We start from the raw sequence: 26,043 nt of genomic DNA, 5'->3' as shown, positions 1-26,043 counted from the left end.
ACCCCGCCCGGCAAAACCCAGAATGGGGAGTCCAATCCGGCGGCTCAGGCCTTGACCACTTCCAGGGCTGCGCCATGGGGCACATGGCTGGGGCCGGCATAGAACATGCGGTAATGCAGCTGACTGTAGCCGCCGGCCAGGTGCAGCGCCTTCCAGGGAGCTTCGACCGGCTCCTGCTGACCTTTCCAGTCCTTGAACTGGTAGGGTTCCCAGGCGTGATACATGATCACTTCACCCGGCGCGCAGATGGGAGCGACCTTGACCATGCACTCGAAGGCGCCGTGGTCGTTGAACACCTTGACCATGTCGCCATCCTTGATGCCGCGCGCATCGGTATCCTTGGGATTCATCCAGCAGGCCGGCTGACCGCGCTGCAGGCGCAGCAGCAGCTTGAGGTCGCGCCAGATCGAGTGGATCGACCAGCGATTGTGGCCGCCGGCGAAGCGCAGCGGATACTTGCTGTCGTGCATCGGCGATTCCTTGTGGCAGGGCAGCGCCTCGCCACCCTCGAGGAACCAGGGATGGTCGATGTAGAACTGCATGCGCCCGGTGAGTGTGGGCCAGGCCGCCTTCTTCTCGATGAAATCGCGATGCGCCCAGTGAGTGTCGTTGGGATCGTAGTCGGAATAGTTCTGGTTGATGATGCCGGGACGCGCGCTGGCGATCACCGGCACCGCGCCCATGTCCAGCGCCTCGCGGCCGGTGCGGGCCGAGACGCTGGGGCTTTTCTCGAAGATCTCGTCCATGAAGCGCATCGGATCTTCCGGATCGAGCGGATCGAACTTGCCGTGGTCGGTGTGCTTCGCATACACCTTGGTCAGGTCCAGCGGCTGGTCATGCCAGCCACGCACCGTGGTGACGCCGCGGGCCTTGGCGCGCTCGGAGATGAGCTTGCTCATGCGACCGAAGATTTCCCACTCGTTCTTGGACTCGCCCAGCGGCTCGGTCGCCTTGTCCGAGCAGATGACGTAGGGCACGTAAGTCACCGCGTACTTGATGCCGACCTTCTCGTAATAGGCCGCCGCCGGCAGGACGTAATCGGAATACATGCCGGAAGTGGTCATCTTGAAGTTCACCGAGACGATCATCTCGAGCTTCGGCCACAGGTGCTTCTTGGCGATCTGCGGGCTGGGCCAGCGGCGCAGCATGTTGCAGCCAGTGAAGATGTAGGCCTTGGGCGTACGATCCTCGCGCGGCGAAACCTTGGTCCAGCCCTTGTCGATGGATTCGCGCATATAGTCGGCCAATGGGCGCGGCAGGGTCTTGTCCTGCAGATGCGGCTTGTCCCACAGCTCCTTGTAGCCGCCATGCACGTAGAGGAAGACCATCAGCGGCGTCCAGCCCTGCTTGTTGCTGACGTAGGTGTACACGTCCTCGTAGTCGCGCGCCGACATGCCGCGGACTGCCTTGGGAATCAGCTTGATCTTTTCCATCGGCGTGAGCGCGCCATCGTTGAGCGCACCCAGACCCTCCAGCCACCACCAGGACATCACCTTGATGCCGCCGCCCTGTTTGCCCTGGTTGCCGGTCAGGTCCATCAAGAGCGCCATGGCGCGCTGGAACAAATCGCTGTGGTAGTGCTTGCAGGCACCCCAGGACGCGTAGATCATCGAGCTCTTGGCCTTGGCCATTTCGCGCGCGAAGGTACGAATGACGTTGGGATTCATGTCGGCGATCTTGGCCGATTGCTCCGGTGTGTATTCGGTATCGAGCTTGAGCTTCAGCTTGTCGAAAACGGTTTCGCATTCCACCGTCGAGCCATCCAGCAGCTTGACGCTGCGCGTACCCGACAGGGCCGGCTTGAGTTTGCCGAGTTTCAGGCTGCGGCCGCCGTCGCCATCGCCCATGCAGCCCGGCGCGATGACCATCTTGTCGGTGGCCTCATCCCAGAAGTACAGGGCGTTTTCATCGCCGCCCTTGACCACGTCGCTGGCGCGCAGGAAACGCTGGTTGTCCTTGCGCACCAGGAAGGGGAAATCGGTCTGTTCAAGGATGTAATCGAGCTTGTAGAGCTTTTCCTCGATGATCACTTGCGCAGCCGCCAGGCCGAAGGCCGGGTCGCTTTCCGGACGCAGCTTCACCCACATGTCCGCGTGCACCGACGACGGATTCAGGTCGGGCGCGATGACGCACATCTTGGCGCCGCGATAGCGTGCCTCGTGGAAGAAATGGGCTTCGGGAATCTTGGTGTAATTCGGGTTGCCGACCCAGATGACGATGAAGTCCGACATGTACCAGTCGTCGGCCGAGCCTTCGGAGTTGAACATGCCCCAGGTCTGCACCAGGCCCATCGGCATGTCGGACACACCGGCCCAGGAGTCCATCTGGGTGCAATTCAGGGCTTCGGTAAAACGCACGTCCCCCGCCGTTTCCGGGCCGAAGCCGCCATTGGTGGTGCCGTCGTCGAAAATGATGGATTCGGTGCCCTGATCGATGGCCACGTCGATCAGCTTGTCGCAAATCTCATTCAGCGCTTCATCCCAGGAGATGCGTTTCCACTTGCCCTCGCCGCGCTCGCCCACCCGCTTCAGCGGATACTTGAGACGGGCTTCCGACAGTTGCAGGTTCGTGTAGCAGGCGCCCTTCTGGCAGCCACGCGGGTTCATGTCCGGCACATCGGCACGGTGCGGTTCGTAGATGGCGTTCTGTTCCTCGCGCCAGGCGATGCCGTCGCGCACATAAACGTCCCACGAACAGGCATCACCACAGTTGGCGCGGGTGTGGGTACCCTTGACGACCTTGTCCCACTTCCACTTCTCGCGCCAGATGTCGGAATAGTCGTTGTAGCGGATCTTCTTGGCAGACACCAGGGGCGGCAGGGCCGGGCCGGCCTTGATGGCCGCCGGCGTCTTGGGCTTGAGGCTGTAGAGGCCGAGGCCGGCTGCGGCAACGGCGGAGCCGACGATGAAATTGCGACGGGATACTTGCATGACTTGATTGCTCCTGTCAGTCGATGTTCTTGTGGATGATTTTGATTTCTTGGATATTTACGCCCAGCTCAACGAATGCGGATTGACATCGAAGCCGCCGAACATATCGTTCCAGCGGTAGGCGATGAGCAGATCCATCAGTTCGGACTTGCCGCCCTGGCGCATCTTCTCGCGCTCGGCCTTGAGAATCTGGATCGAATCCAGCACCTTCTCCCCAAACAGCGAAATCAGGTATTCGTCAGGAATCCGCGGCTTGCTGTGGTCAAAATCACCATTCGCATCAAAACGCGTCGGCGCATCGAACGGCGGTACGTAGAAGACGTTCGGCTCGGTACCGAATTCAGGATGCAGCGGGATCGCCACCTTCCATTTCTCCACCAGCTTCCAGATCGGCGCGTTCTGGTCGTCCTTGTAGCCGACGAAACGCACCCGCCCCGGACATTGACGCGCACAGGCCTGCGCCACCCCCTGCTCCAGACGCGGGTAGCAGAAGATGCATTTCTGGCTGACCTTCTTCACGTGGTTGAAGTAGATCTTCTTGTAGGGACAGGCTTCCATGCAGAAGCGGAAGCCCCGGCAGCGGTCTTCGTTGATGACCACCACGCCGTCTTCTTCACGCTTGACGATGGCCTGCCGCGGGCAGGCTTCCAGACAGGCCGGGTGCGTGCAGTGGTTGCAGATGCGCGGCAGGTAGAAAAAGTAGCTGTTGGGAAAGTCGCCACCACCCTGGTCTTCGTCCCAGTTCGGACCCCAGTCCGGCTGGTCGCCCTGGATCTGCAGGTGCACGCTCTGGCCCTTGCCGCCGTAGAAGACTTCGTTGTGGTTGTATTCCCAGGCTTCGCCGAAGCCCTTGGTGGTCGGCATCTGCCCAAGCTGGGCTTCGCCATTGGGAAAACCGCCGCCCATGGCTTCCCAGTTCTTCGGCGTGCCCAGACCGGGCATGGTGTTGACGGTGTTGAAGAGCATGTATTCCTGACCTTCGTCACGCGTCCAGAGCGTCTTGCAGGCAACGGAACAGGTGTGGCAGCCAATGCATTTGTTGAGGTCGAGAACCATCGCCATCTGGCGTTTTGCTGTACTCATCTTGGTTTCCTAGGCTGGGTTGCTGGGTTGATCAGGTTCGCCATCAGGTCGAAACGGGATCACTGAATCATTAGGATCGCTACGCTGTACGTGCGGCCTTGACCTTACTGGCCGGCTATTTCAAGCGGCAGCCAGTCGCCGGAGTAGGCTTTGAGTCCCCCCCGCTCCTGCTGACCACCTTCCCAGATGGCGATGCCAAAACGGCTGCGCTGCCCCGGCTCGAGCTGGATGACGTTGGGCGAGTCCACGCTCTTGAAGGTGCGGGCAATGACCACGCTCCAGCGACCGTTGGCCCATTTGGCCCGCGTGCGCACCGTCTTGTCGACGATCTGGCTGCTGCCCGGCCCCTGGGCGACCACTTGATAGCCCATGTCCTTGTCGTCGGCACGCCAGTACCAGGCCGCCATCGGCAGTTCGGGCGCACCCATGGTCATCAGCGGCGTGTCTTCGTGCAGCGGCAAGGCCACCGCCGCCGCGTCCGGCCAGACGCTGTTGTCGCCATGACTGGTGTTGTGGTTGGCATCAGCCCAGCTCAGGTGAAAAGCCAGGTATTCCCCATTGTGCAGCGCGCGCAGCTCTACCTTGCCAACCGCACCTATCTTCTTGTGCTCCCAACTGTTGCGAATGGCCGCCGTCGGCTGCATCGCCCAAGGCGTGCCCTGCAACGATACGCTTTCCAACCCCGACTGCTGCCATACCGCATCTTCCGCGTCCAGCAACTGCTCTGCCGTCGCGGCAGATGTGTAGGTGACTTTCACTGGTACTCCCCTGAAGGTTATCGTTTATCGTTATTGCGTCAATCAGGCGCCGCAGTTTCATGCCTCTCCTGCTTCGGCAGGAAATACCGCACCGGGCCTTAATTAACACGCGTGTTAATAAACACGCCCTAATTATAGGAGTGCTTTCCTGGCATCGTCAATGTGGTTCTGTTCTGTGCAGTATTTCCACCCTATGCCCGGCAAATTGCGCATCCTCTGCAGGCCCCATAGTATCCTCCAGGCAGGTCGGGCTTCGTCCGCGCAGGAAATGACTGGATGCGCCGGTCTGCAGTCTGCCCAGCCGCCTTGATCCATACCATCAAACAAAACAGCAAAACAGGGAGGAGTATTCATGCATCAATCATCCGGATTCACCGTGCGCCTGCTGCCTTTGTTGATCAGTGCAGCATTTTCCGGCCAGACCCTGGCCGCCGAGGAGGCCACTGAGGAGGTTCTCGAAGAAGTCATCGTCACGGCGCAAAAACGTGCCGAGCGTCTGCAGGACGTACCGCTCTCGGTCACCGCCATTTCCGGCGCCCAGCTCGAAAATCGCGGCATCCGCAGTGCCGCCGATCTGAATGCCCTGGCACCCAACGTCACCGTCAAGTCGGCCCAGCCAGGCTCCGGCCTGACGGCCGCGCTCAATATTCGCGGCATCGGTGGCGGCATGCCGGCCATCTGGTCGGACAGCGCCATCGGCATGTATCTGGATGGCGCCTATATCGGCAAGACCCAGGGCGCGTTGCTGGATATGCTCGAACTCGAGCGGGTGGAAGTGCTGCGCGGCCCGCAGGGCACGCTGTTCGGCAAGAATACCGAAGGCGGGGCGATCAATTTCATCACCCGCAAGCCTTCCGGCGAATTCGGCGGCATCGTCGGCTTCGACGTCGGCTCGCGCGGCCATCAAGTCGCAAAGGCCTCCATCGATCTGCCGCAGATGGGCATCATGAAGCTGGGCTTCTCCCTGCGCGACGAGCGCCGCGACGGCACGGTGGACAACCCGAACGGCCCCAAGTGGAACAATCGCAACCGCAATGCCCAACGCCTGGCTGCCAGCTTCGACATCAGCCGCGACCTGAAAGTCGATTACGCCTACGACCATACCGACATCGACGAAGCGCCGACGGCCATCAGCCTTTACGACCCGCAGGGCTATGCCAATCTCTACCCGGGAACATTCATCGGCATCCTGGATGGATATTTCGGCGCAGCGTTACGCCCGATGATCACACCCTATGCCAGCAAGAACTATCCGACCTCGATTGCCAGCGACCCCGGACGGGAGTATTTCACCAAGCTGAAAGCCAGTGGCCATGCGCTGACGGTGAACTACGCCCTGAATGGCACGAACAACCTGAAATACATCCTCTCCAAGCGCAAGATGCACTACCGGGAAATGCTCGACCTGGACGGCACGCCGATCCATGTCTTCAATGCCGGCAAGGACACCTTCTACGACACCAGCTCGCACGAACTGCAGTGGGTGGGCAATACCGAGCGCATGAACTATGTCGCCGGTCTGTATCTCTTCGAGGACGACGGCTACACACTGACCAACCAGTCCGGCCACTTCTTTACCTTCAGTCCGCTTGCCATCGGTAACAACCTGCTCTATTACCGCACCAAGACCGATGCCAAGGCGATCTATGGCCAGTTCGACTACAAGCTGACCGACAGCCTGACCGGCACCCTGGGCGTGCGCCGCAGCTGGGAAGAAAAACAGGGGTATCTGTGGAAACAATACGGACCGCTGCACGCCGTTTCAGGAGAGACCCCAGGAACATTCGTTCCCGGCTTCACTCCGCAAAGCAACAAGGCCAAGTTCTCGGCCACCACCCCGGTCGCCGCGCTCTCCTACAAGCTGAACCCGCAACTGACCGTCTTCGGTCGCGTCGCCAAGGGCTTCAAGAGCGGCGGCTTCCCGCTTGAAGCTCAAACAGCCGCGCAGGCCATGACGCCTTACCACCAGGAGACCTCGACGGCTTTCGAGCTGGGCGCCAAGTCGACATTCAACGATGGCAAGGCGCAGTTGAACGCCACGCTCTTCAGCACCGACGTGAATGAATACCACATCAATCAACTGCCACCGGGCGGCATATCGCCGGTAACGGTGAATGCCGGCAAACTGAAGAGCGAAGGGCTGGAGGTCGAAGGCGTCTACCAACTCGCCGACGGCTGGCGCCTGCAGGCCACTTACGGCTACCTGCACATGAAGTTCAAGGAGTACAACACCTTCAACCCGTTTGGGGTCATCGTGAATATCGCCGACAACACTGTGGCATCCTATGCGCCCAAACACCAGTTGACCCTGAATCTCGATGGCCGCCTGGCGCGGACGCCCATCGGCATCCTGCGTGGCATCGTCGATTACAGCTACACCTCCAGCTATCTCAATTACCACGGCCAGATTACCCCCGTAGGCACCAATGTCGCCATCGGCAACACGGTGGAAGAATCCACCCTGCCCTCGCTGTCCATGGTGAATGCCCGTCTGCTGCTGACCGGCGTGCCCATCGGCGGGCCGGGGACGGGCGAGTTGTCGCTGTGGGTGCGCAACCTGACGAATGTGAAGAAGCAGGCCACGCACATCGACCTGGCCGGCTTCTACCGCATTGCCGGCTGGACCGATCCGCGCATGGTGGGAATGAGCTTCAACTACAAGTGGTAAGGCACCTGGGCAAGCAGGTACGCGGGGTAACGGATAACGCCGACACACCAGCGGCGCAGCCGCCGAAACCCGAATCCTGCTTGCCCGCCGGGGCACGCCCGCGTCCGTGGCTTTGAGGTTTTGGTGGGCGCTGACGGGATCGAACCGCCGACATTCTGCGTGTAAGGCAGACGCTCTACCAACTGAGCTAAGCGCCCGAGAGTCGTCTCGGTTGGCCCGCAGGCCAGCGGGCTAGTTTACTGCATCTTTGAGCGCCTTGCCAGGACGGAACTTCGGCACCTTGGCCGCTTCGATCCTGATGACTTCTCCCGTACGCGGATTGCGGCCGCTGCGCGCCTCGCGTTGGGTGGTGTAGAACGCGCCGAAGCCGACCAGGCTGACTTCCCGCCCCTGCGCCAGTGCCGCCTGGATGGTATCGAGGGCGGCATCGAGCGCGCGGCCGGCGGATGCCTTGGAAATGTCCGCCGATTGGGCAATGGCTTCGATCAGTTCGGATTTGTTCATGGCGATCCTCCCGCGGGTTATTTGCCGGTTTTGCTGCGCAGCGAAATCTCCGGCCAGGCCATTTTCAGGTAGTAGGCCATCGACCAGAGCGTGAGCACGGCGGCGATGGTGATCAGCAGCGTGCCGATCGTCTGGATGGGTATGCCGGCAATGTCCTCGCTGTAGAGCAGCAGCGGGATGGCGAGCATTTGCGCGACGGTCTTGATCTTGCCGAGCATGGAGACGGCCACGCTTTCGGCAGCGCCGATCTTGGCCATCCATTCACGCAGGGCCGAAACCGCGAGTTCGCGGCTGATGATGATCACTGCGATCAACGCATCGATGCGCCCAAGCTGAACCAGCACGATGAGCGCGGCGGCGACCATCAGCTTGTCGGCCACCGGGTCGAGAAAGGCGCCGAATGCCGAAGTCTGGCCCAGCTTGCGCGCCAGCCAGCCATCGAGCCAGTCGGTCACGCCGGCAATGATGAAAATCAGCGTCGCCGCCAGCGCCTGTTCGTGCAGCGACAACCAGGCCGGAGAAACGTAGAACACGCCGACGAACAGGGGAATCAGGACGATCCGCGTCCAGGTCAGCAGGATGGGGATGTTGAATGGCATTCTTGCTCGCTACTTATTTGTTCATGTGTTTCATTTGTTTCGCTGACCGCTTTCAGTGCAGCTCATCATGGATCTTTTGCGCCAGCGCCCGACCGATCCCCTCGACCCGGCAGAGATCCTCCACCGTTGCCGCCATCACGCCCTGCAAGCCGCCGAAGCTGGCGAGCAGGCGGCGGCGCCGTTCCGCGCCGACACCGGGCACGTCCTCCAGCCTCGAACGCCGGCGCGCCTTGTCACGCCGGGCGCGGTGACCGAAGATGGCGAAGCGGTGCGCCTCGTCGCGCACTTCCTGGATCAGATGCAGCGCCGGGTGGCTGGCCGCCAACTGCAGCGATTCTAAGGCATCCCCGAGCAGGAGTGTTTCCAGCCCCGGCTTGCGCGACTCGCCCTTGGCCACGCCGATGCTGGCCAGATGCTGCAAGCCGAGCTCGGCCAGCGCCTCGCGGGCGACGCCGAGCTGGCCCTTGCCGCCATCGATGATGATCAGGTCCGGCGCGACCGCCTCGCCCGCCGCGACTTTTTCATAGCGCCGCAGCAGGGCCTGGCGCATCGCCGCGTAGTCGTCGCCCGGCTGGATGCCGCCGATGTTGAAGCGCCGGTATTCGCTCTTTTTCATGCTGCCATCGATGCACACCACGCAGGAGGCCACGGTGCCCTCGCCCTGCGTATGGCTGATATCGAAGCATTCGATGCGCCCCGGCAGTTCGCCGCAATCGAGCACCTCGGCCAGCGCCTCGAGCCGCGCGCGGGCGCTGCCGGCGGCGTGGTGCCGCGCTTCGAGCGCCAGCCGGGCGTTGTTTTCCGCCATCGTCAGCCAGGCCCGCTCCCTTTCGTTGCGCGGCGGCCCGGCAACGACCTTCACGCCGGCAGCCTCGAACACGGCGGCGCAGGCATGGCCGATGTCGTGGCCCAGGATCAGCCGCGCCGGCGCCGGATGCGCCAGATAGTGCTGTTCGACGAAGGCCAGCAAGGCTTCGGCTTCCTCGCCCTCCACGCTGCATGCCGTGCCGCGCGGGAAATGGGCGCAATCGCCCAGATGCTGGCCGCCGCGCACCATGGCCAGATTCACGCAAAACATGCCGCCGCTGGACAGGCCGGCAAGGATGTCGACGTTTTCCTCATCGGTCGTGCTGACGTATTGCCGATGCAGCACGGCCTGCAGGGCGCGCACCTGATCGCGCAACTGGGTCGCCTCCTCGAAGCGCAGGGCGTCGGCGGCCTGCTGCATCGCCGCGGTCAGGCGGTCGATCACTTCGCCGTGCTGGCCGCGCAGAAACATCTCGGCGTTGCGCACGTCGGCCGCGTAATCCTCTGCGCTGATCAGGCCGACGCAGGGCGCGGTGCAGCGCTTGATCTGGTAGAGCAGGCAGGGACGCGAGCGATGCGCGAAGACCGCGTTCTCGCAGGTGCGCAATTGAAAAATCTTCTGCAGCAACTGGATCGCTTCGCGCACCGCCAGGCTGTTGGGATAAGGGCCGAAGTAGCGGGCATCGCGGGCGAAGCTGCCGCGATGAAAAGCCAGGCGCGGGCAGGCATCGCCGGTCAGGACGATGTACGGATAGGACTTGTCGTCGCGGAACAGGATGTTGTACTTCGGCGCCAACCGCTTGATCAGTGTGTTTTCCAGGATCAGCGCCTCGGCCTCGGAGCGCGTCGCGGTAATGTCGACGCGCCGTACCTGGGTCAGCATCAATCCGATGCGCGGGCTTTTGGCGGTCTTCTGGAAATACGAGCTGACGCGCTTTTTGAGATTCTTGGCCTTGCCGACGTAGAGCACTTCGTCGGCCGCACCGAGCATGCGGTAGACGCCTGGTGCATCCGGCAGGGTCGCCAGCAGCGTGGCCGGGTCGAAGGCTTCAGGCATTTCGTTCGAGTGCGGCCCGCACGGCATCGAAGACGGCGGAAAAACTTTCGGCGGTCAGGCGCCGCGTCTGAGTGTTGTAGCGGCTGCAGTGGTAACTGTCGATCAGCAACAGTCCATCCGGCAGCGCGTGCCGGGCGCCATGCGCGAAGACGCAGGCGCTCTGCTTCATGCCGAACGCCATCAACACCGCCTTGTGCGCCACGTTACCCAGCGCCAGGATGACGCGCAGCTCGGGCGCGGCCTGCAGCTCCGCAGCGAGAAAGCGATTGCAGGTGCGGATTTCCGCCGGTTCCGGCTTGTTCTGCGGCGGCAGGCATTTCACTGCATTGGTAATGCGGCAGTCGCGCAGTTCGAGGCCATCATCCACCGCAACGGATACGGGACGACTGGCGAAACCGTAGTGATGCAGGGTTTCATACAGCAGGATGCCGGCGTAATCGCCGGTAAACGGCCGACCGCTGCGGTTGGCACCATGCATGCCCGGCGCCAGGCCGACGATCAGCAGGCGTGCCTGCGGATCGCCGAAGGCGGCAACCGGACGCGCATGGTAATCCGGATGCTCGTCCCGCACCTCCGCCAGAAAGTCGGCCAGGCGCGGACAGGCCACGCAATCGGCCAGCGCGGCGGGCGATGCGAGCGGTAACAGGGATTCATCACGAACGTTCATGAGCGCAATCCAGTATGGCCAACGTGCGCCTGATGCAGACTCTGCAAATGCGCCAGCACCGCCTGCCTGTCGAGAAAATAATGGCACAGCTCGCGCTCGCCGTCCTCCGTCACGGCCGCCAGCACCGGCACTTTTTCGTCATACATCTCAAGCAGCGCGGGATCGGTGGAGTCGGCGTCGACATCGATCACCTCGATGGCAAACGCCAGCCCACACTCATCCTGCATGGCTGCCAGCGCCGCCAGCAGGTCATGACAAAGATGGCAGTAATCGCGGCTGTAAAGTTTGAAGCGGATTTCCATGCCTGCTCCGTGTTTACCACTTGTTCTCGTTGTGTCCCTTGATGCTGACGAAAGTCTGACTTTCACCGCGCATGACGCGCAAGGTGAGCGTGGCGGCCTTGCCGATCTGCTCGACCGAGACGTTGAACTGCTCCACGCTGCGGACATCGGTCTGCGCGCCCTTGACGATCAGCGCCAGGATGATGTCACCGCGACGCAGGCCGGCCGCCGCCGCAATCCCCTGCGCATCGACCACCAGAATGCCGCCGGACGCCCGCAGCCTTTTCCGCTGCGCGGCGCTGAGTTCCGCAAGCCGCAGGCCGAGGCGATTGTCCATCGCCGAAACGTTTCCGTTCTCGTTCTCGCTTTCATTCTCGCTCTGGCCGCGCGGCTCGGCCGGCTTGCCGGCGCGCGCCGAGGCGGCTGCCAGCGCCCGGCCATCCAGGGTTTCGGCGACATTGACGATGAAATCCTGCATTGCCCCCTTGCGCCAGACCTGCAGCACGACCCGGCTGCCCGGCTTGCTGCTGCCGATCATGCGCTGCAAATCGCTCGACTGGCGGACGAGTTCACCATTCATGCGCAGCACGACATCGCCCGGCACGATGCCGCCCCGGTCGGCCGGTCCGTCTCTCTCCACCGCGTCGATCAGCACGCCCTGCGCCTTGATGAGGCCGAACGAGTCCGCCAGTTCCTTGCTGACGTCGCGCATCACCACCCCGATCCGCCCGCGCACGACCCGGCCATGCGACTTCAGTTGTGCCTGGACTTCCATCGCCACGTCGATCGGCACCGCAAAGGCCAGCCCCATGTAGCCGCCCGAACGGCTGTAGATCTGCGAATTGACGCCGACCACTTCGCCACGCATGTTGAACAGGGGCCCGCCGGAGTTGCCGGGATTGATTGCCGCATCGGTCTGGATGAAGGGGACGAAACTCTCCTGCGGCAGGACGCGGCTCTTGGCGCTGACGATACCGGCCGTGACGCTGTTCTCGAAGCCGAAGGGCGAGCCGATGGCGATCACCCATTCACCCACCTTGAGCCGCGCCGGATCGCCCAGCTTGACGACCGGCAGACCCAGCGCGTCGATCTTGATCAGAGCGATATCGGTGCGCGCATCAGCGCCCAGCAACCTGGCCCGCAGCTCGCGCTTGTCGGCGAGCTTGACCAAGATTTCACTGGCGCCATCGACCACGTGGGCGTTGGTCAGAATGTGGCCATCCGGGCTGATGATGAAACCGGAACCCAGGGAACGGGTCTGCAGGCCGGGGAAAACGTCATCCTGGCCGGGCGGAAAAAACCGCCGGAAAAACTCGAAAGCCGGATCGTTCTCGTCGAAAGGCAGGCGACCGAACGGACCATACTGGCTGCGACTGCCGCGCACGGGCTGCGTGGTGCTGATATTCACCACCGTCGCCCCCTGCGCCTCGACCAGCTCGGTGAAATCGGGCAAGTCCCGCGCCTGCGCTGCCGCAAACGGCATCAGCAGAAACAGGCCGAGGAATAGAAGGATTTTTTTCATTGCGGGCTGCATTCCGATTCCGGGCATGAGCGATCCGAAACATCCAAACGATCAGCCATGGCAATCCATCTGCAGCTCTTCAGTACTGGCAAGACGCATGCCGATCCGCGCCGCGCCGCGGGCCAGGCGCGGCTGCAGCAGGCGCAATACCAGCAAGCCCGCCATCAAGCCGATCACCGCGCCGGCCAGGGCAAAACGATCTTCAGCGTAAACCGAAGTGCCGATTGCCGCGCCGGCAATCAAACACAGCACCGGCAACAGATAGGCCAGCAAGGCCACCCGCAGAACGGCGCCTTCGGGAACGCTGATCATGACGACATCACCCACCCTGGCGCCGATCTCGTTCGTCAGGCGGTAGATATTCATGCTCTGCGGCCGCAGGGTCTCATTGAGCAAATTGCTGCCACAGCCGCCGGCCTCGTGGCAGCGCCCACAACCGCCGCTCATCGGCCGGACCTCGACCAGGGCATACGGCCCCTCGACACGGGTCACGATTCCACGGTTTTCCACCCCGCCCCCTGACTCCATCCCTGCCGGATCACCTGCGGCGCGGCTCGATGCCGTCACCGAACTTCTTCAGGGTGGCACGCGGCACCTCGCCCATCACGACGATCAGATGATTACCCAGCACACGCTGATAGACATTGACCGCGCCCAGGGCGCTCAGACCCGGTTCGACATGCTCCGGCAAAGTCTCGATGAACACGGAAATGGCCGCCAGGCCATCGGAAAACACCACGTGCGTACCATCCGCATCGCCTGCACCTCCCCGGCGCTTCATGCCCGCCAGCTTGCGGAAACCAGGCACCTGCACCTTGAACGACCAAGCATCTTCCATACCACGCGCGCCGGTGGTTTGAATGTTAAGCACGCGCCAGCCAGCGCTCCGCGCATCGAATCTGGACTTGAAAGCATCGCGATCGAAAACGGCGCCAACCTTCAATTGCGTAAATGCGAATGTCTCCACAGTCTCGCCGTACTCATTGAGCGTGCCCGCCTTGAGCGGCAGGCCGCTGTCCAGATCGACCCAGAATTGATGGCCGTAACGCTGATCGTCCCTGGGCTCCAGGCGTATCGTCTGGCTGTCGCGTTCGGCCACGCGCTCGATGGCTCCCTTGCGTATCGAATAGTATTCCGTCAAACCGGCCAGCGATGTCGGCAGCATCACCGGAAAGGAACTCTGCCGCGCGCGCTTCTCGATGATCAGGGTACGGCTTTCCGGCAGATAGCATTTGATCTCGTCGTTGCTGCGAATGACTTCGCGCGGACTGCCGTCGAGCACTTCCAGGCGTTCGTATTCCCTGCCGTTTTCGACCAGATGGGTGATGCGCGAGCTTTCCGTTTGCGCGCCGTTGCGATAAACGAAAGTTCCGCTGTAGCTCTGTTCGCGGACCGCCGAGACGACCCGTCCCAGCCAGTACAACCCGTCCTGCTGCTGTGCGGCCTGCGCCAGTGCGGAAAACGGCGTTGCAAGAGTCAGGCAGCAGACGCCGCCGATGAGCCAGCGCTTCATCTCGATGCCGCTACCGTGCGCATGTAACCGGCGCCGCCATCGAAGCGGTTGCCGGGCGAATAGGCCTGGTGCGCCACCAGGTAGGATTGCAGACGACCCGTCTGGGCCGGTTCGCTTGCCACTGCCGTTGCCTGCGCTGCCGCAGTCGGCTGCTGAGTCACCCGCTCCACCTGCGCCACTACCGGCGCAGTCTTCCGGGCCAGCAACTCCGGCGCCATCTGCGGCGAGGTTTGCGGTGCCGACAAGGCCAGCCAGGCAACCACGCCGACACCGGCAAGCGCTGCCGCGTAGCGCATGCCGCCCTGAACCAAGTGCAGCATCGTCTGTTTCGTCGAAGAACGGTGAGAGGGAGTGGCAGTATCCGTACGCAGCCGAGGCACGAACAAGGCAGGCTCGCGCTGCAGCGCGGCCATTACCCGCGCAGTCACATCCCTGTCCAGATCGAGCGCGGGATCGGGATGCGATTCCGCGCGCAGGGCATCGCCGATCAACTGATAGTCATGCCAGGCGGCACGCAAGTCCGCATCCGTGCACAGGGCGGCAACGACCGTCGACTGATGTTCGCTTGCGAGCTCATCATCGAACAGGGAGGAAAGTTCGCTCTTCATCATGCATCACCTCACGCACAAAGGGATACGGGAACAGACAGGTAGGATACGTTCATCAGCTCACCAACGCTTGTCCGGTGCAGTATCCAGCAAGGGTTTCAGTTTCTCGGCAATGGCTTCGCGCGCACGGAAAATTCGCGAGCGCACCGTACCGATCGGACATTCCATGACATTGGCAATCTCTTCATAACTCAGCCCTTCGATCTCGCGCAGTATGATGGCATTGCGCAAATCCTCGGGCAGCGCCTCTATTGCAACATTCACCGTGGCACCGATCTCCTTCGACATCAGGATGCGCTCCGGCGTATTCTGGTCGCGCAACAGCTCGCCATCATCGAAAGTCTCCGCTTCCTCGCTGTCAAACTCCGTTACCGTCGGCGGGCGTCTGCTGCGTGTTGCCAGGTGGTTTTTTGCCGCATTGATCCCGATTCGGTAAAGCCAGGTATAGAAGGCGCTTTCACCGCGAAAGCCGGGCAATGCCCGATACGCCTTGATGAATGCTTCCTGCACGACATCTTCAGCTTCTGCGGAATCGCGGACCAGGCGCAAAACCAGCCGCATCAGCTTGCGCTGGTACTTGGAAACCAGCAACCCGAAGGCCTGCTTGTCTCCCTGCTGCACACGCTCAACCAGAATTTGATCAGTTTCTCGATCGCTCACGACGAGTTTATTGGCTACTTGATGGCGGAATTGACCAGACGGAAAGTATACCCGATGTATCCTCCGAACCCGCCCGGCGCTACCACCTGCAACCCATAAACCCTTTCACGCCTCCAATCGCCAGACAACTTGTCCGGAAGACTGTCCGGGCATCAAAAAGTTCCATATTCCCGCGCCCGGAACAGCATGCCCATCAAGCCAGCGTGATATATTTCCACTCCATTTTTCATCGACAGGCGCGTACCCGGGATATCGCATCGTGATCGACTTCGACGTACTGATACTCGGCAGCGGCCTGGCCGGCCAGTCGCTGGCATTGCGCCTGGCGGACACTTTGCGCGTTGCCATCATCACCAAGAAAACGCTCGAGGATTCGGCCTCCGGCTGGGCGCAAGGCGGCATTGCCGCCGTACTCGATTCGACCGACTCCGTCGAGGCCCACATCCAGGACACCCTCACCGCCGGCGCCGGCCTCTGCGATCCGGCAGTCACCTGCTTCGTTGTCGAACACGGGCGCCAGGCCATTGAATGGCTGATCGGCCAAGGCGTGCATTTCACCCGCGATACCCACTCCGACCTCGGCTATCACCTGACCCGCGAAGGCGGTCACAGCCACCGGCGGGTGATTCATGTCGATGACGCCACCGGCGCGGCCGTCCAGGAAACGCTGACCGACCGGGTGCGCCGCCATCCGAACATCCATACCTACGAGCACCACATCGCCATCGACCTGATCACCGGCAGCCGGCTCGAACGCAGCGAACTCGGCTGCGTCGGCGCCTACGTTCTCGACATCATGGCCGGTCATGTGCGGACCTTTCGCGCCGCGCAAACCGTGCTGGCCACCGGCGGTTCGGGCAAGGTATACCTCTACACGACCAATCCCGACACCGCCACCGGCGACGGCATCGCCATGGCCTGGCGAGCCGGCTGCCGGGTGGCCGACATGGAGTTCGTGCAGTTCCACCCGACCTGTCTTTATCACCCACACGCCAAATCCTTCCTGATCTCCGAGGCCGTGCGCGGCGAAGGCGGCGTGCTGCGCCTGGCCGACGGCACGCGCTTCATGCCGGATCACGACCCGCGCGCCGAACTGGCGCCACGCGACATCGTCGCCCGCGCCATCGACTTCGAGATGAAAAAACACGGCCTCGACTGCGTGTTTCTCGACATCACCCACCAGCCGGCCGCCTTCATCCGCGAGCACTTTCCCAACATTCATGCCCACTGCCTGGCGCTGGGCATCGACATCACCCGCGATCCCATTCCCGTCGTCCCCGCAGCTCATTTCAGTTGCGGCGGCGTGCTCACCGATCTCCACGCCCGCACCGACCTGCCCGGCCTGTATGCCATCGGCGAAACCGCAGGTACCGGCCTGCATGGCGCCAATCGCCTGGCGAGCAACTCGCTGCTCGAATGCCTGGTGTTTGCCGAAGCCGCCGCGCAGGACATCCTCGCCGCCCAGCCACGCCGTCTGCCGGCCATCCCGCCATGGGACGAAAGCCGCGTCACCGATGCCGACGAGGAAATCGTCATTGCGCACAACTGGGATGAATTGCGCCGCTTCATGTGGGATTACGTCGGTATCGTGCGCACCAACAAGCGCCTGGAGCGCGCCCGACACCGCATCCGTCTGCTGGAACGTGAAATCGACGAGTACTACGCAAATTTCCGCGTCAGCAACGATCTGATCGAATTGCGCAATCTGGTGCTGACCGCCCATCTGATCGTCCGCAGCGCCCAGCAGCGGCGCGAAAGCCGCGGACTGCACTACAGCCGCGATTATCCGCAACTGCTGCCGAAAGCGCGGCGCACCCTGTTGCGGCCGCCACGCCGCCTGCGCAACGACTGAGGCGGAAGCGGCCGGAACAGGTACGCCTCAACGCAGGTTGCCGATGTCGCCGGTGTTGCCGAACATCTGCCGATCACGCCCAGCCTCGGCTTCAAGCGCGATCCAGCGCAACCAGAGACGCAGCCGGCGGAAATCCTCCCCATCCAGCGCATCGGGCAGCAAGGTCAGGGACAGGCGGCGGCCGCTGCTCGAACGCAGCAGCAACACCGTCAGCCAGGGCATCACCGTCGTCTGCGACTCGACGCGTCCCTGCACGAACGTCGCCGCGTCATCGTGATACTGCAACTCCACCACGCCGTCCCGCTGCAGCGTCAGGCAAACCACGCGGCGCGGGCCGTACAGGCGCAGCAATTGCCAGGCCAGGGAAGCTGCGATGAGCGGCAGCAGCACGGCCAGCAGCCACAGCAGATCATGCCTTTCCAGCACCAGCAGAAGCAGCGCCAGCGCGACGCCGCCATGCGCCAGGCACAGCAGCATGGCGAGTTTGCCCGAAGGTCTGATGGAGATTCGGCAAGGCAGCTGCACGACAGCCACCGGCCGGCTCAGATGCGGCGGAGCACCAGGGTGCCGTTGGTGCCGCCGAAGCCGAAGGAATTGGACAAGGCCACACGTACCTCCATCTCACGCGCGGTATTGGCGCAATAATCGAGATCGCACTGCTCGTCCTGGTTGAAGATGTTGATGGTCGGCGGCGAAATCTGGTGGTGCACGGCCAGTGTCGAGAACACCGCCTCGACACCACCGGCAGCACCCAGCAGATGGCCGGTCATCGATTTCGTCGAATTCACCACCAGGCGCCGGGCATGGTCGCCAAAGCAGCGCTTGACCGCCATGGTTTCGGCGATATCGCCAAGCGGCGTCGATGTGCCGTGGGCGTTGATGTAATCGACTTCGTCGAGATTCATCTGCGCATTGCGCAGGGCATTGACCATGCAGCGGCGCGCGCCATCGCCATCCTCAGCCGGCGCGGTCATGTGATGCGCATCGGCGCTCATGCCATAGCCGGCAACCTCGGCGTAGATCTTCGCGCCGCGCGCCCTGGCATGCTCGTACTCTTCCAGCACCAGGACACCGGCGCCTTCGCCCAGCACGAAGCCGTCACGATCCTTGTCCCAGGGCCGGCTGGCCGTCGCCGGATCGTCATTGCGCGTCGACAACGCGCGCGCCGAAGCAAAACCGCCGATGGCCAGCGGCACCACGGTCGATTCGGCACCGCCGCAAACCATCACATCCGCATCGCCGTACTCGACCATGCGGGCCGATTCGCCGATGCAGTGCGTTGCCGTGGTGCATGCCGTCACCATCGCCAGATTCGGCCCCTTCAGTCCGTACATGATGGACAGATGGCCCGAGATCATGTTGATGATGGTGCCGGGAATGAAAAAAGGAGAAATCTTGCGCGGTCCGCCGGCAAGATACTCGCTGTGGGTTTCCTCGATCATCGGCAATCCGCCGATGCCCGAACCGATATTCACGCCGACGCGCTCGGCATTTTCCGGCGTGATTTCGAGGCCGCTATCCTTGAAAGCCTGCATGCCGGCAGCCAGGCCGTAATGGATGAAGGTATCCATGCGGCGCGCGTCCTTTGTCGAGAGGTAGGCACCGACATCGAAGTCCTTGACCTCTCCGGCAATCTGCGAGGCAAATGCCGATGCGTCGAAGCGGGTGATGCGGCCAATCCCGGAGCGCCCCGCAACAATGTTGTCCCAGGCTGCGGGGACGGCATTGCCAACGGGCGAAATGATTCCAAGACCGGTAACGACGACTCTTCGACGCGCCAAGACCTTCTCCCTCTGCGATTTTGTGTTTTGTACTGCAGCAGCGTGCAGTGTTGCGGCGTTTCAGTGTTGCAGCGATACGGCGTCAGGCCCGCAACAGCAGTCTGCTGCCTGCCTGCGCCCGCGCCGGATTACTTCTTCAGGTGATTATTGACGTAATCGATGGCCTGCTGCACGGTGGTGATCTTCTCGGCCTCTTCATCCGGAATCTCGCACTCGAATTCCTCTTCGAGCGCCATCACCAGTTCGACGGTGTCGAGCGAATCGGCGCCCAGATCATCGACGAAGGCGGATTCGTTCTTGATTTCGGACTCATTGACGCCCAGTTGCTCGGCGACGATCTTGCGGACACGCTGTTCGATGTTCTCCATGGACTACTCCTTCCCTGTTTGTCGGGTGTGATAAATGAATGTTTTATTTTAACAGAATGTACCCGCCCGCAACCGCCGGCAAGTACCCGCAATCCGGCATCAGCTCATGTACATGCCGCCGTTGACATGCAGGGTTGCGCCGGTGACGTAGCTGGCGCGCGGACTGGCGAGAAAGCCGACGGCAGCGGCGATCTCGTCGGCCTGGCCGAGGCGGCCGAGCGGAATCCTGCCCAACAAGGCATCGCGCTGCGCATCCGGCAGCGTCTTGGTCATGTCGGTATCGATGAAGCCGGGAGCAACGCAATTCACCGTGATGTTGCGGCTGCCCAGCTCCTGCGCCAGCGCGCGCGTCATGCCGGCCACGCCGGCCTTGGCGGCGGCATAGTTGGCCTGGCCCGGATTGCCGGCGGCGCCGACCACCGAGGTGATGTTGATGATGCGGCCGCTGCGCGCCTTCATCATGCCGCGCATCACCAGCCTGGACAGGCGGAACACCGCCTTCAGGTTGGTGTCGACGACGGCATCCCACTCGTCGTCCTTCATGCGCATGGCCAGGTTGTCGCGGGTGATGCCGGCGTTATTGACGAGGATGCCGACACTGCCGAACTTGCCCTCGATCTCGCCGATCAGCGCTTCGCAGGCTGCCGCGTCGGTCACATTGAGTGCTGCGCCCAAGCCCTTGATGCCGGCGGCATCGAGTCCCTTCTGAATGTCGGCAGCGCCTTCCGCGGTCGTCGCCGTGCCGATCACCGTGGCGCCCATCTTGCCGAGCTCGACGGCAATGGCGCGGCCGATGCCGCGCGATGCGCCGGTGACGAGTGCAATCTGTCCTGTCAGCATGCTTCCCCCTTGCTTGTTCGATTATCTGGGTTGATCGGGTCTCAGCCGCGCAGCGTGGCAATCGCCGCGTCGATGCCGGCAGCGTCGGCCAGCGCCCCGCCTTCGAGATCATCGGCGCAGCGCTTGACCAGGCCAGCCAGCACCTTGCCCGGTCCACATTCATAGACATGGCTGACGCCCTCTGCCGCCATCGCCTGCATGGTCTCGACCCAGCGCACCGGCGCTGCGGCCTGGCGCACCAGCGCATCCTTGATTCGTTCGGGATCATCGACGATGGCCACATCGACATTATTGACCAGCGGAATTCTTGGCGCATGCAGCGTCAGCGTCGCCAGACGCTGCTTGAGTTTTTCCGCCGCCGGACGCATCAGCGCGCAATGGAAGGGAGCGGAAACCGGCAGCATCACGGCACGCTTGGCGCCTTTCGCCTTGCAGGCGTCGGCGGCACGCTGCACGGCGGCGGCGTGACCGGCGATGACGGTCTGCTCGGGCGCATTCAGATTGACGGCCTCGACGACCTGCCCTGCGGCGGCTTCGGCACAGGCGGCGCGCACGGTTGCCACGTCGAGGCCAAGAATCGCCGCCATGCCGCCCTCACCGGCCGGTACGGCTTCCTGCATCGCCCTGGCGCGTAGCTCGACGAGCGGTACGGCGTCGGCAAAGTCGATGGCACCGGCGGCGACCAGCGCCGAATATTCGCCCAGGCTGTGCCCCGCGACGTATGCCGGCTGCGGGCCGCCCTGGGCCAGCCACAGACGATACGCGGCAATGCCGGCAGTCAGCATCAGCGGCTGGGTATTGACAGTCTGGTTGAGCGCCTCGGCCGGACCTTCGCTGACCAGTTGCCAGAGATCGCGCCCAAGCGCGGCCGACGCTTCGGCGAAGGTATCGCGGATGACCGGATGCTCGCCATAAGCTGCCATCATGCCGAGCTTCTGCGAACCCTGGCCGGGAAAAACGAGCGCAAACTTCATGGGATACGTTTCCTTTGTCGATACTTGATGCGGAATCAGGAAGTCAGAACCTGAGCAGCACCGCGCCCCAGGTAAAGCCGCCGCCGACGCCTTCGAGCAGCAGTATGTCGCCAGGTTTGATCTTGCCGCCACGCACCGCCTGATCGAGTGCCAGCGGCACCGAGGCTGCCGATGTATTGCCGTGGCAATCGACGCTGACGATCACCTTGTCTTCTGAAATTTCCAGTTTCCTGGCCGTAGCCTGGAGGATGCGGATATTCGCCTGATGCGGAATCAGCCAGTCGATGTCGTCCGTTTCCATCCCGGCCGCGCCGAGCACTTCCAGAGCGGCTTCGGAGAGCACCTTGACGGCAAACTTGAACACCGCCTTGCCATCCATCTGCAGGAAGGGCGAACCGATGACCTGGCCGTGGCTGACCTGGCCGGGAACCGAAAGGATATCGCTGTAGCTGCCATCGGCATGCAGCGCCGAAGCCAGGATGCCCGGCTGCTCGCTGGCTTCTAGCACCACCGCGCCGGCGCCGTCGCCAAACAGCACGCAGGTGCCGCGATCCTCCCAATTCAGAATGCGCGAAAAGACTTCGGCGCCCACCACCAGCGCGCATTTGTGCGAACCGGAACGGATGAATTTCTCGGCAACCGCCAGACCGTAGGCAAAACCGGTACATACCGCCTGCACATCGAAGGCCGCGCCGCCGTTCTTGATGCCCAGCTTGTGCTGGAGGATGGCAGCGCTGCTGGGAAAAATGAAATCCGGCGTCGAGGTCGCATAGACGATCAGATCGACCTCATCCGGCAGGCGCCCAGCCGCCTCGAGCGCGCGGCGGCTGGCTTCGAGCGCCAGATCGCTGGAGGTCACGCCCTCGGCGGCAAGGTGGCGAGCGCGAATGCCGGTGCGTTCGACGATCCACTCATCGGTCGTATCGATGCCGCGCGCGCGCAAGTCGTCATTGCTTACCGGAGCACCGGGCAAATAGCTGCCGGTCCCGGTAATCCGGGCATGAATGACGGTGGCGGGAATTTGCCTGGCACCGTTCATCTCGCCGCGCATCTTCGTCATTGGTTTACTGCCGCCAAGTTCTGGCTTGCCGCCGGCAACCGGGCCATGCGTTCGGCAATGCGCTCCGGCAAGCGGTTGCGCGCGGCCTCGGCTGCGCGTTCAAGCGCATTGAAAAAACCCACGGCATCGGCCGATCCATGGCTCTTGACGACCACGCCGCGCAGACCCAGCAGACCTGCGCCGTTGTAGCGACGCGGATCGAAACGATGCTTGAAGGACTTGAGCACGCGCAGCGCCATCAGCGCCGAAAACTTGGTAAAGATGTTGCGCGTGAACTCGGCTTTCAGCGCGTCGAACACCATGTGGGCCAGGCCTTCCGAGGCCTTCAGCGTGACATTGCCGACGAAACCGTCACACACCACCAGATCCACCGTGCCCTCGAAGATGTCATCGCCTTCGACGTTGCCGTAGAAATTTAGACCGCTGTCGCGCAGCAACTCGCCGGCACGTTTGACGACATCGTTCCCCTTGATGAGCTCCTCGCCGATATTCAGCAGACCGACGCTCGGACGCTCCTTGTGTTCCAGCGCCGACACCAGTTGGACGCCCATGACGGCAAACTGCAGCAGATGCTCGGGTTCGCAATCGACGTTGGCTCCCAGGTCGAGCACGTAGGTATACCCGTTGATGTTCGGCATCGCCGTGGCGATGGCTGGACGGTCGATGCCAGGCAAGGTCTTGAGGACGAAGCGCGAAATCGCCATCAGTGCCCCGGTGTTGCCGGCCGACACCGCGCCATGCGCCTCGCCGGACTTGACCAGATCCACCGCGACACGCATCGACGAATTCTTCTTCAGACGCATGGCCGTGGCAACGGGATCGGTCATATCCACCGTCTCGCTGGCATGGCGTATGCGCAGCCGCGCGCCAAACTCGTCGCGTGCCTTGCCGAGATGAAGCGCAACATCATCTTCACGCCCGACGAGGATCACCGAGCAATCAGGATCCTTGCGCAAAAAATTCAGGGCAGCAGGCACCGTGACCTTGGGGCCATGGTCGCCACCCATGCAATCAATGGCCAGAGTGACCGTCATTGAGGTAATAACCGGAGACGAACGGACCTTGGGCGCCTTGGCGCCAGGGTCCGGATATTTTCAAGGTGCGTCGGATGAAACCCGATCATGCGCGAAGATGATGGCCGCCCGTATCCCGCATATCCCGTATCGACAGCGGCAGCGGCACATCCCGCAACAAACGCAGAATTGGATTTACTCGCTCTTGCCCTTGGCAACCTTCTTGCCGCGATAATGGCCGCTGGGGCTGACGTGATGGCGCAGATGCACTTCGCCAGTCGTCGCCTCGACAGCCAGCGGGGGCGCGGTCAGGAAGTCATGCGCGCGATGCATGCCGCGCCTGGACGGGGATTTCTTGTTCTGCTGAACAGCCATTTTGTTGCTCCTTCAAAAAACCTCATAAAACGCTCGAACCCGTTGCACGCCACACGGTATGTAACCTGCAACCGCAACGGCCGGCGTTGCCTGGTGTCTCTTCAACTATCTCAACTATCTCTTCAACTGCGCCAGCTTTGCAAAAGGCGAAGCCGCCGCCCTGCCGTCATCATGCGCCGGCACCTCGCAGGATGCGTGACGCGGCGCGATCGGCAATGCCAGCAGCACCTCGTCCTCGACCAGATCCAGCAGCGGCTGCTCGGCCAGCGCCTCGATCGGGTCGAGACTGTCGTGCGCCATGCCTTCCAGGTCTTCTTCCGGCCACGGCTTGCCCGGAGGAACCAGCAACAGGCGATTATCGATCGCCAGGCGGAAAGGCAAGGCCTTCAAGCAACGCTGGCAAACCAGCCTGATCTCACCACTGACTTCGATCAGCAGACAAGCCTGCTGCCCGCCAGTCGGGGCATCCACCATCCCGCCACGCACCGACCAGGCCAACTCGCCGTTCCGGTCGGCCAGCATGTCTGCCAACCGTTCCAGCGAGGCCAGCGGCACGCTGCCGGACATTTCCCGCCCGCCACGCGCAAACTCGAGGCTGTCGATGAAAACATCGCTCAACTGCATCATGCCCTGCCGCGACACAAACGGGGAATGATATTATTTTTCGCTTCTCCAGTCAAAACCAGCAACTTATCCAACGATATTTGCGACCCATTGCAGAACCCGCCATGAGCCCCTCGCCTCCCCGCCTGATCCTTGCCTCGACATCCACCTTCCGCCGCGAACTGCTGGCACGCCTGCAAATCCCGTTTGAAACCGCCGCCCCCGATACCGACGAAGCGGCCCTGCCGGGAGAAACACCACCGATCACGGCCGAACGCCTCGCCCGGGAAAAAGCCCAGGCCGTTGCCGCACGCTACCCGAATGCCCTGATCATCGGCAGCGACCAGGTGGCCTATTGCGCCGACGAAATCTACGGCAAACCGGGAACCCGCGAGAATGCCATCAAACAACTGCAGTCGATGCGTGGAAAAGAAGTGATTTTCCACACCGGCTTGTGCCTGCTCGATGCCGCCAGTGGTCGCTGCCAGGTCGGCGGCGTGCCGACCATCGTGCGCTTTCGAGATATGGGCGATGCCGAAATCCAGCGCTATCTGGACCGCGAAAACGCCCTCAACTGCGCCGGCAGCGCCAAGTCCGAAGGATTGGGGATCGCCCTGATGGATTACATGCGGGGCGATGACCCGAATGCGCTGATCGGCTTGCCGCTGATCGCGCTGTGCCGCATGCTGCGCGCCGAGGGCATCGAACTGCCGTGACTGCCGTGATTCCGGAATCAGCAGCCCTCGGCCTTATGCACTTCCTTCCACACCGCATTCGGCAGCAGGCGCCGCATGATGTAGCCGATCCGCGTACCCTTGCCGGGCAGGCACCAGAACTCGCCCTTCTCCAGTGAAACCTCGAGCGCATCGAGCACTTCCTCGGGCTTGATGGGCGGATTGGCATCGAGAATCTTCGGCCAGACGGTGTCGACGGCCTGCTGCAAGAGCGGCGTCTTGACGGCGGGCGGGCAGACGCAGACGAAGCGCACGCCCTGGTCGCGATTCTCGTGATAAAGCACTTCGGTGTAGCAGGAGACGGCAAACTTGGTCGCCGCGTAAGCGCCGGTAAACAGCGTGGGCATCTGGCCGAGCATGGATGAGAAACTGACGAAATCACCCTTGCCGCGCTTCAGCATGCCGGGCAGCGTGGCCTTGGAAACATTCACCAGGCCACCGTAATTGATGTCCATCAGACGGCGGATCTGCTCGGTCGGCTGCTCCAGCAGCTTGCCGAAAGGCATGATGGCTGCGGCATTGATGACGCGATCGAACGGACCGAGATCCTGCTCGGCTTGGGCCACGACGCGATTCACCGCCTCGGCATCGGTCACATCGACAACATAGGCTTTGATGCCGGGCTTGCCCTCGGCAGTCTGCGCCAGGCCTTTTTCATTGATATCCAGCGCAGCCACCTTGGCGCCGCCGGCAGCCAGGCGCCATGCCGCGAGTTGCCCCATGCCGCTGCCGGCGCCGGTAATCAGTACGACGTTGCCTTTGAATGCCATGTAAGTCCCCTGCTGA

General features: G+C 62.5%; 26 protein-coding genes and 1 tRNA gene. 3 read left to right on the top strand and 24 right to left on the bottom strand.

The features are described from left to right. Positions 1–44 precede the first annotated feature (44 nt). From SDENCHOL_RS07910 to SDENCHOL_RS07900, 3 genes are all read right to left on the bottom strand, one after another. Positions 45–2,930, bottom strand: coding sequence for a molybdopterin-dependent oxidoreductase (locus SDENCHOL_RS07910; protein ID WP_154716736.1), 2,886 nt, complete (start codon positions 2,928–2,930; stop codon positions 45–47). A gap of 57 nt (positions 2,931–2,987) precedes the next feature. Then, positions 2,988–4,013: a 4Fe-4S dicluster domain-containing protein gene (locus SDENCHOL_RS07905; protein WP_197706877.1), complete on the bottom strand. Its 1,026-nt coding sequence runs from the start codon at positions 4,011–4,013 to the stop codon at positions 2,988–2,990. Between the two features lie 104 nt (positions 4,014–4,117). Then, on the bottom strand, positions 4,118–4,771 hold the full coding sequence (locus SDENCHOL_RS07900) for an ethylbenzene dehydrogenase-related protein (protein ID WP_154716735.1): 654 nt from the start codon (positions 4,769–4,771) through the stop codon (positions 4,118–4,120). A 352-nt stretch (positions 4,772–5,123) separates the two neighbouring features. Between SDENCHOL_RS07900 and SDENCHOL_RS07895 the strand changes: the two genes are divergently transcribed. After that, positions 5,124–7,439, top strand: coding sequence for a TonB-dependent receptor (locus tag SDENCHOL_RS07895; RefSeq protein WP_154716734.1), 2,316 nt, complete (start codon positions 5,124–5,126; stop codon positions 7,437–7,439). Between the two features lie 121 nt (positions 7,440–7,560). Here SDENCHOL_RS07895 and SDENCHOL_RS07890 read toward each other — a convergent pair. The 11 genes from SDENCHOL_RS07890 to rpoE all read right to left on the bottom strand — a co-directional run bounded on the left by SDENCHOL_RS07890 (position 7,561) and on the right by rpoE (position 15,657). Beyond that, positions 7,561–7,636, bottom strand: a tRNA-Val gene (locus SDENCHOL_RS07890). Positions 7,637–7,670: 34 nt separating this feature from the next. Beyond that, positions 7,671–7,943 carry an HU family DNA-binding protein gene (locus tag SDENCHOL_RS07885; RefSeq protein ID WP_154716733.1) on the bottom strand — a complete coding sequence of 91 codons (273 nt, stop codon included), beginning with the start codon at positions 7,941–7,943 and terminating at the stop codon, positions 7,671–7,673. A 17-nt stretch (positions 7,944–7,960) separates the two neighbouring features. Next, a complete protein-coding gene (gene pgsA / locus SDENCHOL_RS07880; RefSeq protein WP_154716732.1) occupies positions 7,961–8,542 on the bottom strand; it encodes a CDP-diacylglycerol--glycerol-3-phosphate 3-phosphatidyltransferase in 582 nt (193 codons plus the stop codon). Between the two features lie 52 nt (positions 8,543–8,594). After that, complete coding sequence (gene uvrC / locus SDENCHOL_RS07875) at positions 8,595–10,406, bottom strand: excinuclease ABC subunit UvrC (RefSeq protein ID WP_154716731.1); 1,812 nt, start codon at positions 10,404–10,406, stop codon at positions 8,595–8,597. Beyond that, positions 10,399–11,073 (bottom strand): uracil-DNA glycosylase, encoded by a 675-nt coding sequence (locus SDENCHOL_RS07870; RefSeq protein WP_154716730.1) that lies wholly within the window; start codon positions 11,071–11,073, stop codon positions 10,399–10,401. The genes uvrC and SDENCHOL_RS07870 overlap by 8 nt, the downstream gene beginning before the upstream one ends. After that, positions 11,070–11,375, bottom strand: coding sequence for a glutaredoxin family protein (locus tag SDENCHOL_RS07865; RefSeq protein ID WP_172955034.1), 306 nt, complete (start codon positions 11,373–11,375; stop codon positions 11,070–11,072). Before SDENCHOL_RS07865 ends, SDENCHOL_RS07870 begins: the two co-directional genes overlap by 4 nt. 13 nt (positions 11,376–11,388) lie before the next feature. Next, positions 11,389–12,876 carry a Do family serine endopeptidase gene (locus tag SDENCHOL_RS07860; RefSeq protein WP_154716729.1) on the bottom strand — a complete coding sequence of 496 codons (1,488 nt, stop codon included), beginning with the start codon at positions 12,874–12,876 and terminating at the stop codon, positions 11,389–11,391. A 51-nt stretch (positions 12,877–12,927) separates the two neighbouring features. Further along, complete coding sequence (locus tag SDENCHOL_RS07855) at positions 12,928–13,368, bottom strand: SoxR reducing system RseC family protein (RefSeq protein ID WP_172955033.1); 441 nt, start codon at positions 13,366–13,368, stop codon at positions 12,928–12,930. Between the two features lie 46 nt (positions 13,369–13,414). Beyond that, complete coding sequence (locus tag SDENCHOL_RS07850; protein WP_154716727.1) at positions 13,415–14,389, bottom strand: MucB/RseB C-terminal domain-containing protein; 975 nt, start codon at positions 14,387–14,389, stop codon at positions 13,415–13,417. After that, complete coding sequence (locus SDENCHOL_RS07845; protein ID WP_154716726.1) at positions 14,386–15,000, bottom strand: sigma-E factor negative regulatory protein; 615 nt, start codon at positions 14,998–15,000, stop codon at positions 14,386–14,388. The genes SDENCHOL_RS07850 and SDENCHOL_RS07845 overlap by 4 nt, the downstream gene beginning before the upstream one ends. A gap of 57 nt (positions 15,001–15,057) precedes the next feature. Beyond that, complete coding sequence (rpoE, locus tag SDENCHOL_RS07840) at positions 15,058–15,657, bottom strand: RNA polymerase sigma factor RpoE (protein WP_154716725.1); 600 nt, start codon at positions 15,655–15,657, stop codon at positions 15,058–15,060. 259 nt (positions 15,658–15,916) lie between these two features. Here rpoE and nadB point away from each other — a divergent pair, with 259 nt between their 5' ends. Next, positions 15,917–17,509, top strand: a complete 1,593-nt coding sequence (gene nadB / locus SDENCHOL_RS07835) for an L-aspartate oxidase (protein WP_197706876.1) — start codon at positions 15,917–15,919, stop codon at positions 17,507–17,509. Between the two features lie 27 nt (positions 17,510–17,536). Here the strand turns inward: nadB and SDENCHOL_RS07830 are convergent, their stop codons facing one another. From SDENCHOL_RS07830 to SDENCHOL_RS07790, 9 genes are all read right to left on the bottom strand, one after another. Next, positions 17,537–18,034: a protein YgfX gene (locus SDENCHOL_RS07830; RefSeq protein ID WP_331844128.1), complete on the bottom strand. Its 498-nt coding sequence runs from the start codon at positions 18,032–18,034 to the stop codon at positions 17,537–17,539. Between the two features lie 17 nt (positions 18,035–18,051). Then, the gene (fabF, locus tag SDENCHOL_RS07825) at positions 18,052–19,290 is read right to left on the bottom strand and encodes a beta-ketoacyl-ACP synthase II (protein ID WP_154716722.1); all 1,239 of its coding nucleotides are present in this window, start codon (positions 19,288–19,290) and stop codon (positions 18,052–18,054) included. Between the two features lie 128 nt (positions 19,291–19,418). Beyond that, positions 19,419–19,658, bottom strand: coding sequence for an acyl carrier protein (gene acpP, locus SDENCHOL_RS07820; protein WP_154716721.1), 240 nt, complete (start codon positions 19,656–19,658; stop codon positions 19,419–19,421). Between the two features lie 99 nt (positions 19,659–19,757). Further along, positions 19,758–20,498, bottom strand: coding sequence for a 3-oxoacyl-ACP reductase FabG (fabG, locus tag SDENCHOL_RS07815; RefSeq protein WP_154716720.1), 741 nt, complete (start codon positions 20,496–20,498; stop codon positions 19,758–19,760). Between the two features lie 41 nt (positions 20,499–20,539). Further along, positions 20,540–21,472: an ACP S-malonyltransferase gene (fabD, locus tag SDENCHOL_RS07810; protein ID WP_154716719.1), complete on the bottom strand. Its 933-nt coding sequence runs from the start codon at positions 21,470–21,472 to the stop codon at positions 20,540–20,542. A gap of 43 nt (positions 21,473–21,515) precedes the next feature. Continuing rightward, positions 21,516–22,523, bottom strand: a complete 1,008-nt coding sequence (locus SDENCHOL_RS07805) for a beta-ketoacyl-ACP synthase III (protein WP_269458645.1) — start codon at positions 22,521–22,523, stop codon at positions 21,516–21,518. A 5-nt stretch (positions 22,524–22,528) separates the two neighbouring features. After that, on the bottom strand, positions 22,529–23,566 hold the full coding sequence (gene plsX / locus SDENCHOL_RS07800; RefSeq protein WP_154716718.1) for a phosphate acyltransferase PlsX: 1,038 nt from the start codon (positions 23,564–23,566) through the stop codon (positions 22,529–22,531). Positions 23,567–23,740: 174 nt separating this feature from the next. Next, the gene (gene rpmF / locus SDENCHOL_RS07795; protein WP_154716717.1) at positions 23,741–23,920 is read right to left on the bottom strand and encodes a 50S ribosomal protein L32; all 180 of its coding nucleotides are present in this window, start codon (positions 23,918–23,920) and stop codon (positions 23,741–23,743) included. A gap of 114 nt (positions 23,921–24,034) precedes the next feature. Then, on the bottom strand, positions 24,035–24,547 hold the full coding sequence (locus SDENCHOL_RS07790; protein ID WP_154716716.1) for a YceD family protein: 513 nt from the start codon (positions 24,545–24,547) through the stop codon (positions 24,035–24,037). Positions 24,548–24,648: 101 nt separating this feature from the next. On the opposite strand from SDENCHOL_RS07790, the gene SDENCHOL_RS07785 reads away from it, so the two are divergent. After that, entirely contained in the window at positions 24,649–25,239 is a 591-nt protein-coding gene (locus SDENCHOL_RS07785) for a Maf family protein (protein WP_154716715.1), read from the top strand. A 17-nt stretch (positions 25,240–25,256) separates the two neighbouring features. Here SDENCHOL_RS07785 and SDENCHOL_RS07780 read toward each other — a convergent pair whose 3' ends face one another. Then, positions 25,257–26,027, bottom strand: a complete 771-nt coding sequence (locus tag SDENCHOL_RS07780) for an SDR family NAD(P)-dependent oxidoreductase (protein ID WP_154716714.1) — start codon at positions 26,025–26,027, stop codon at positions 25,257–25,259. Positions 26,028–26,043: the final 16 nt, after the last annotated feature.

Origin of the sequence: Sterolibacterium denitrificans (genome assembly GCF_900174485.1) — a bacterium.
In the GTDB taxonomy this organism is placed as follows: Bacteria; Pseudomonadota; Gammaproteobacteria; order Burkholderiales; family Rhodocyclaceae; genus Sterolibacterium; species Sterolibacterium denitrificans.
The sequence above is the reverse complement of the archived record's forward strand: the minus strand, read 5'-3'. Positions and strand labels throughout refer to the sequence as shown.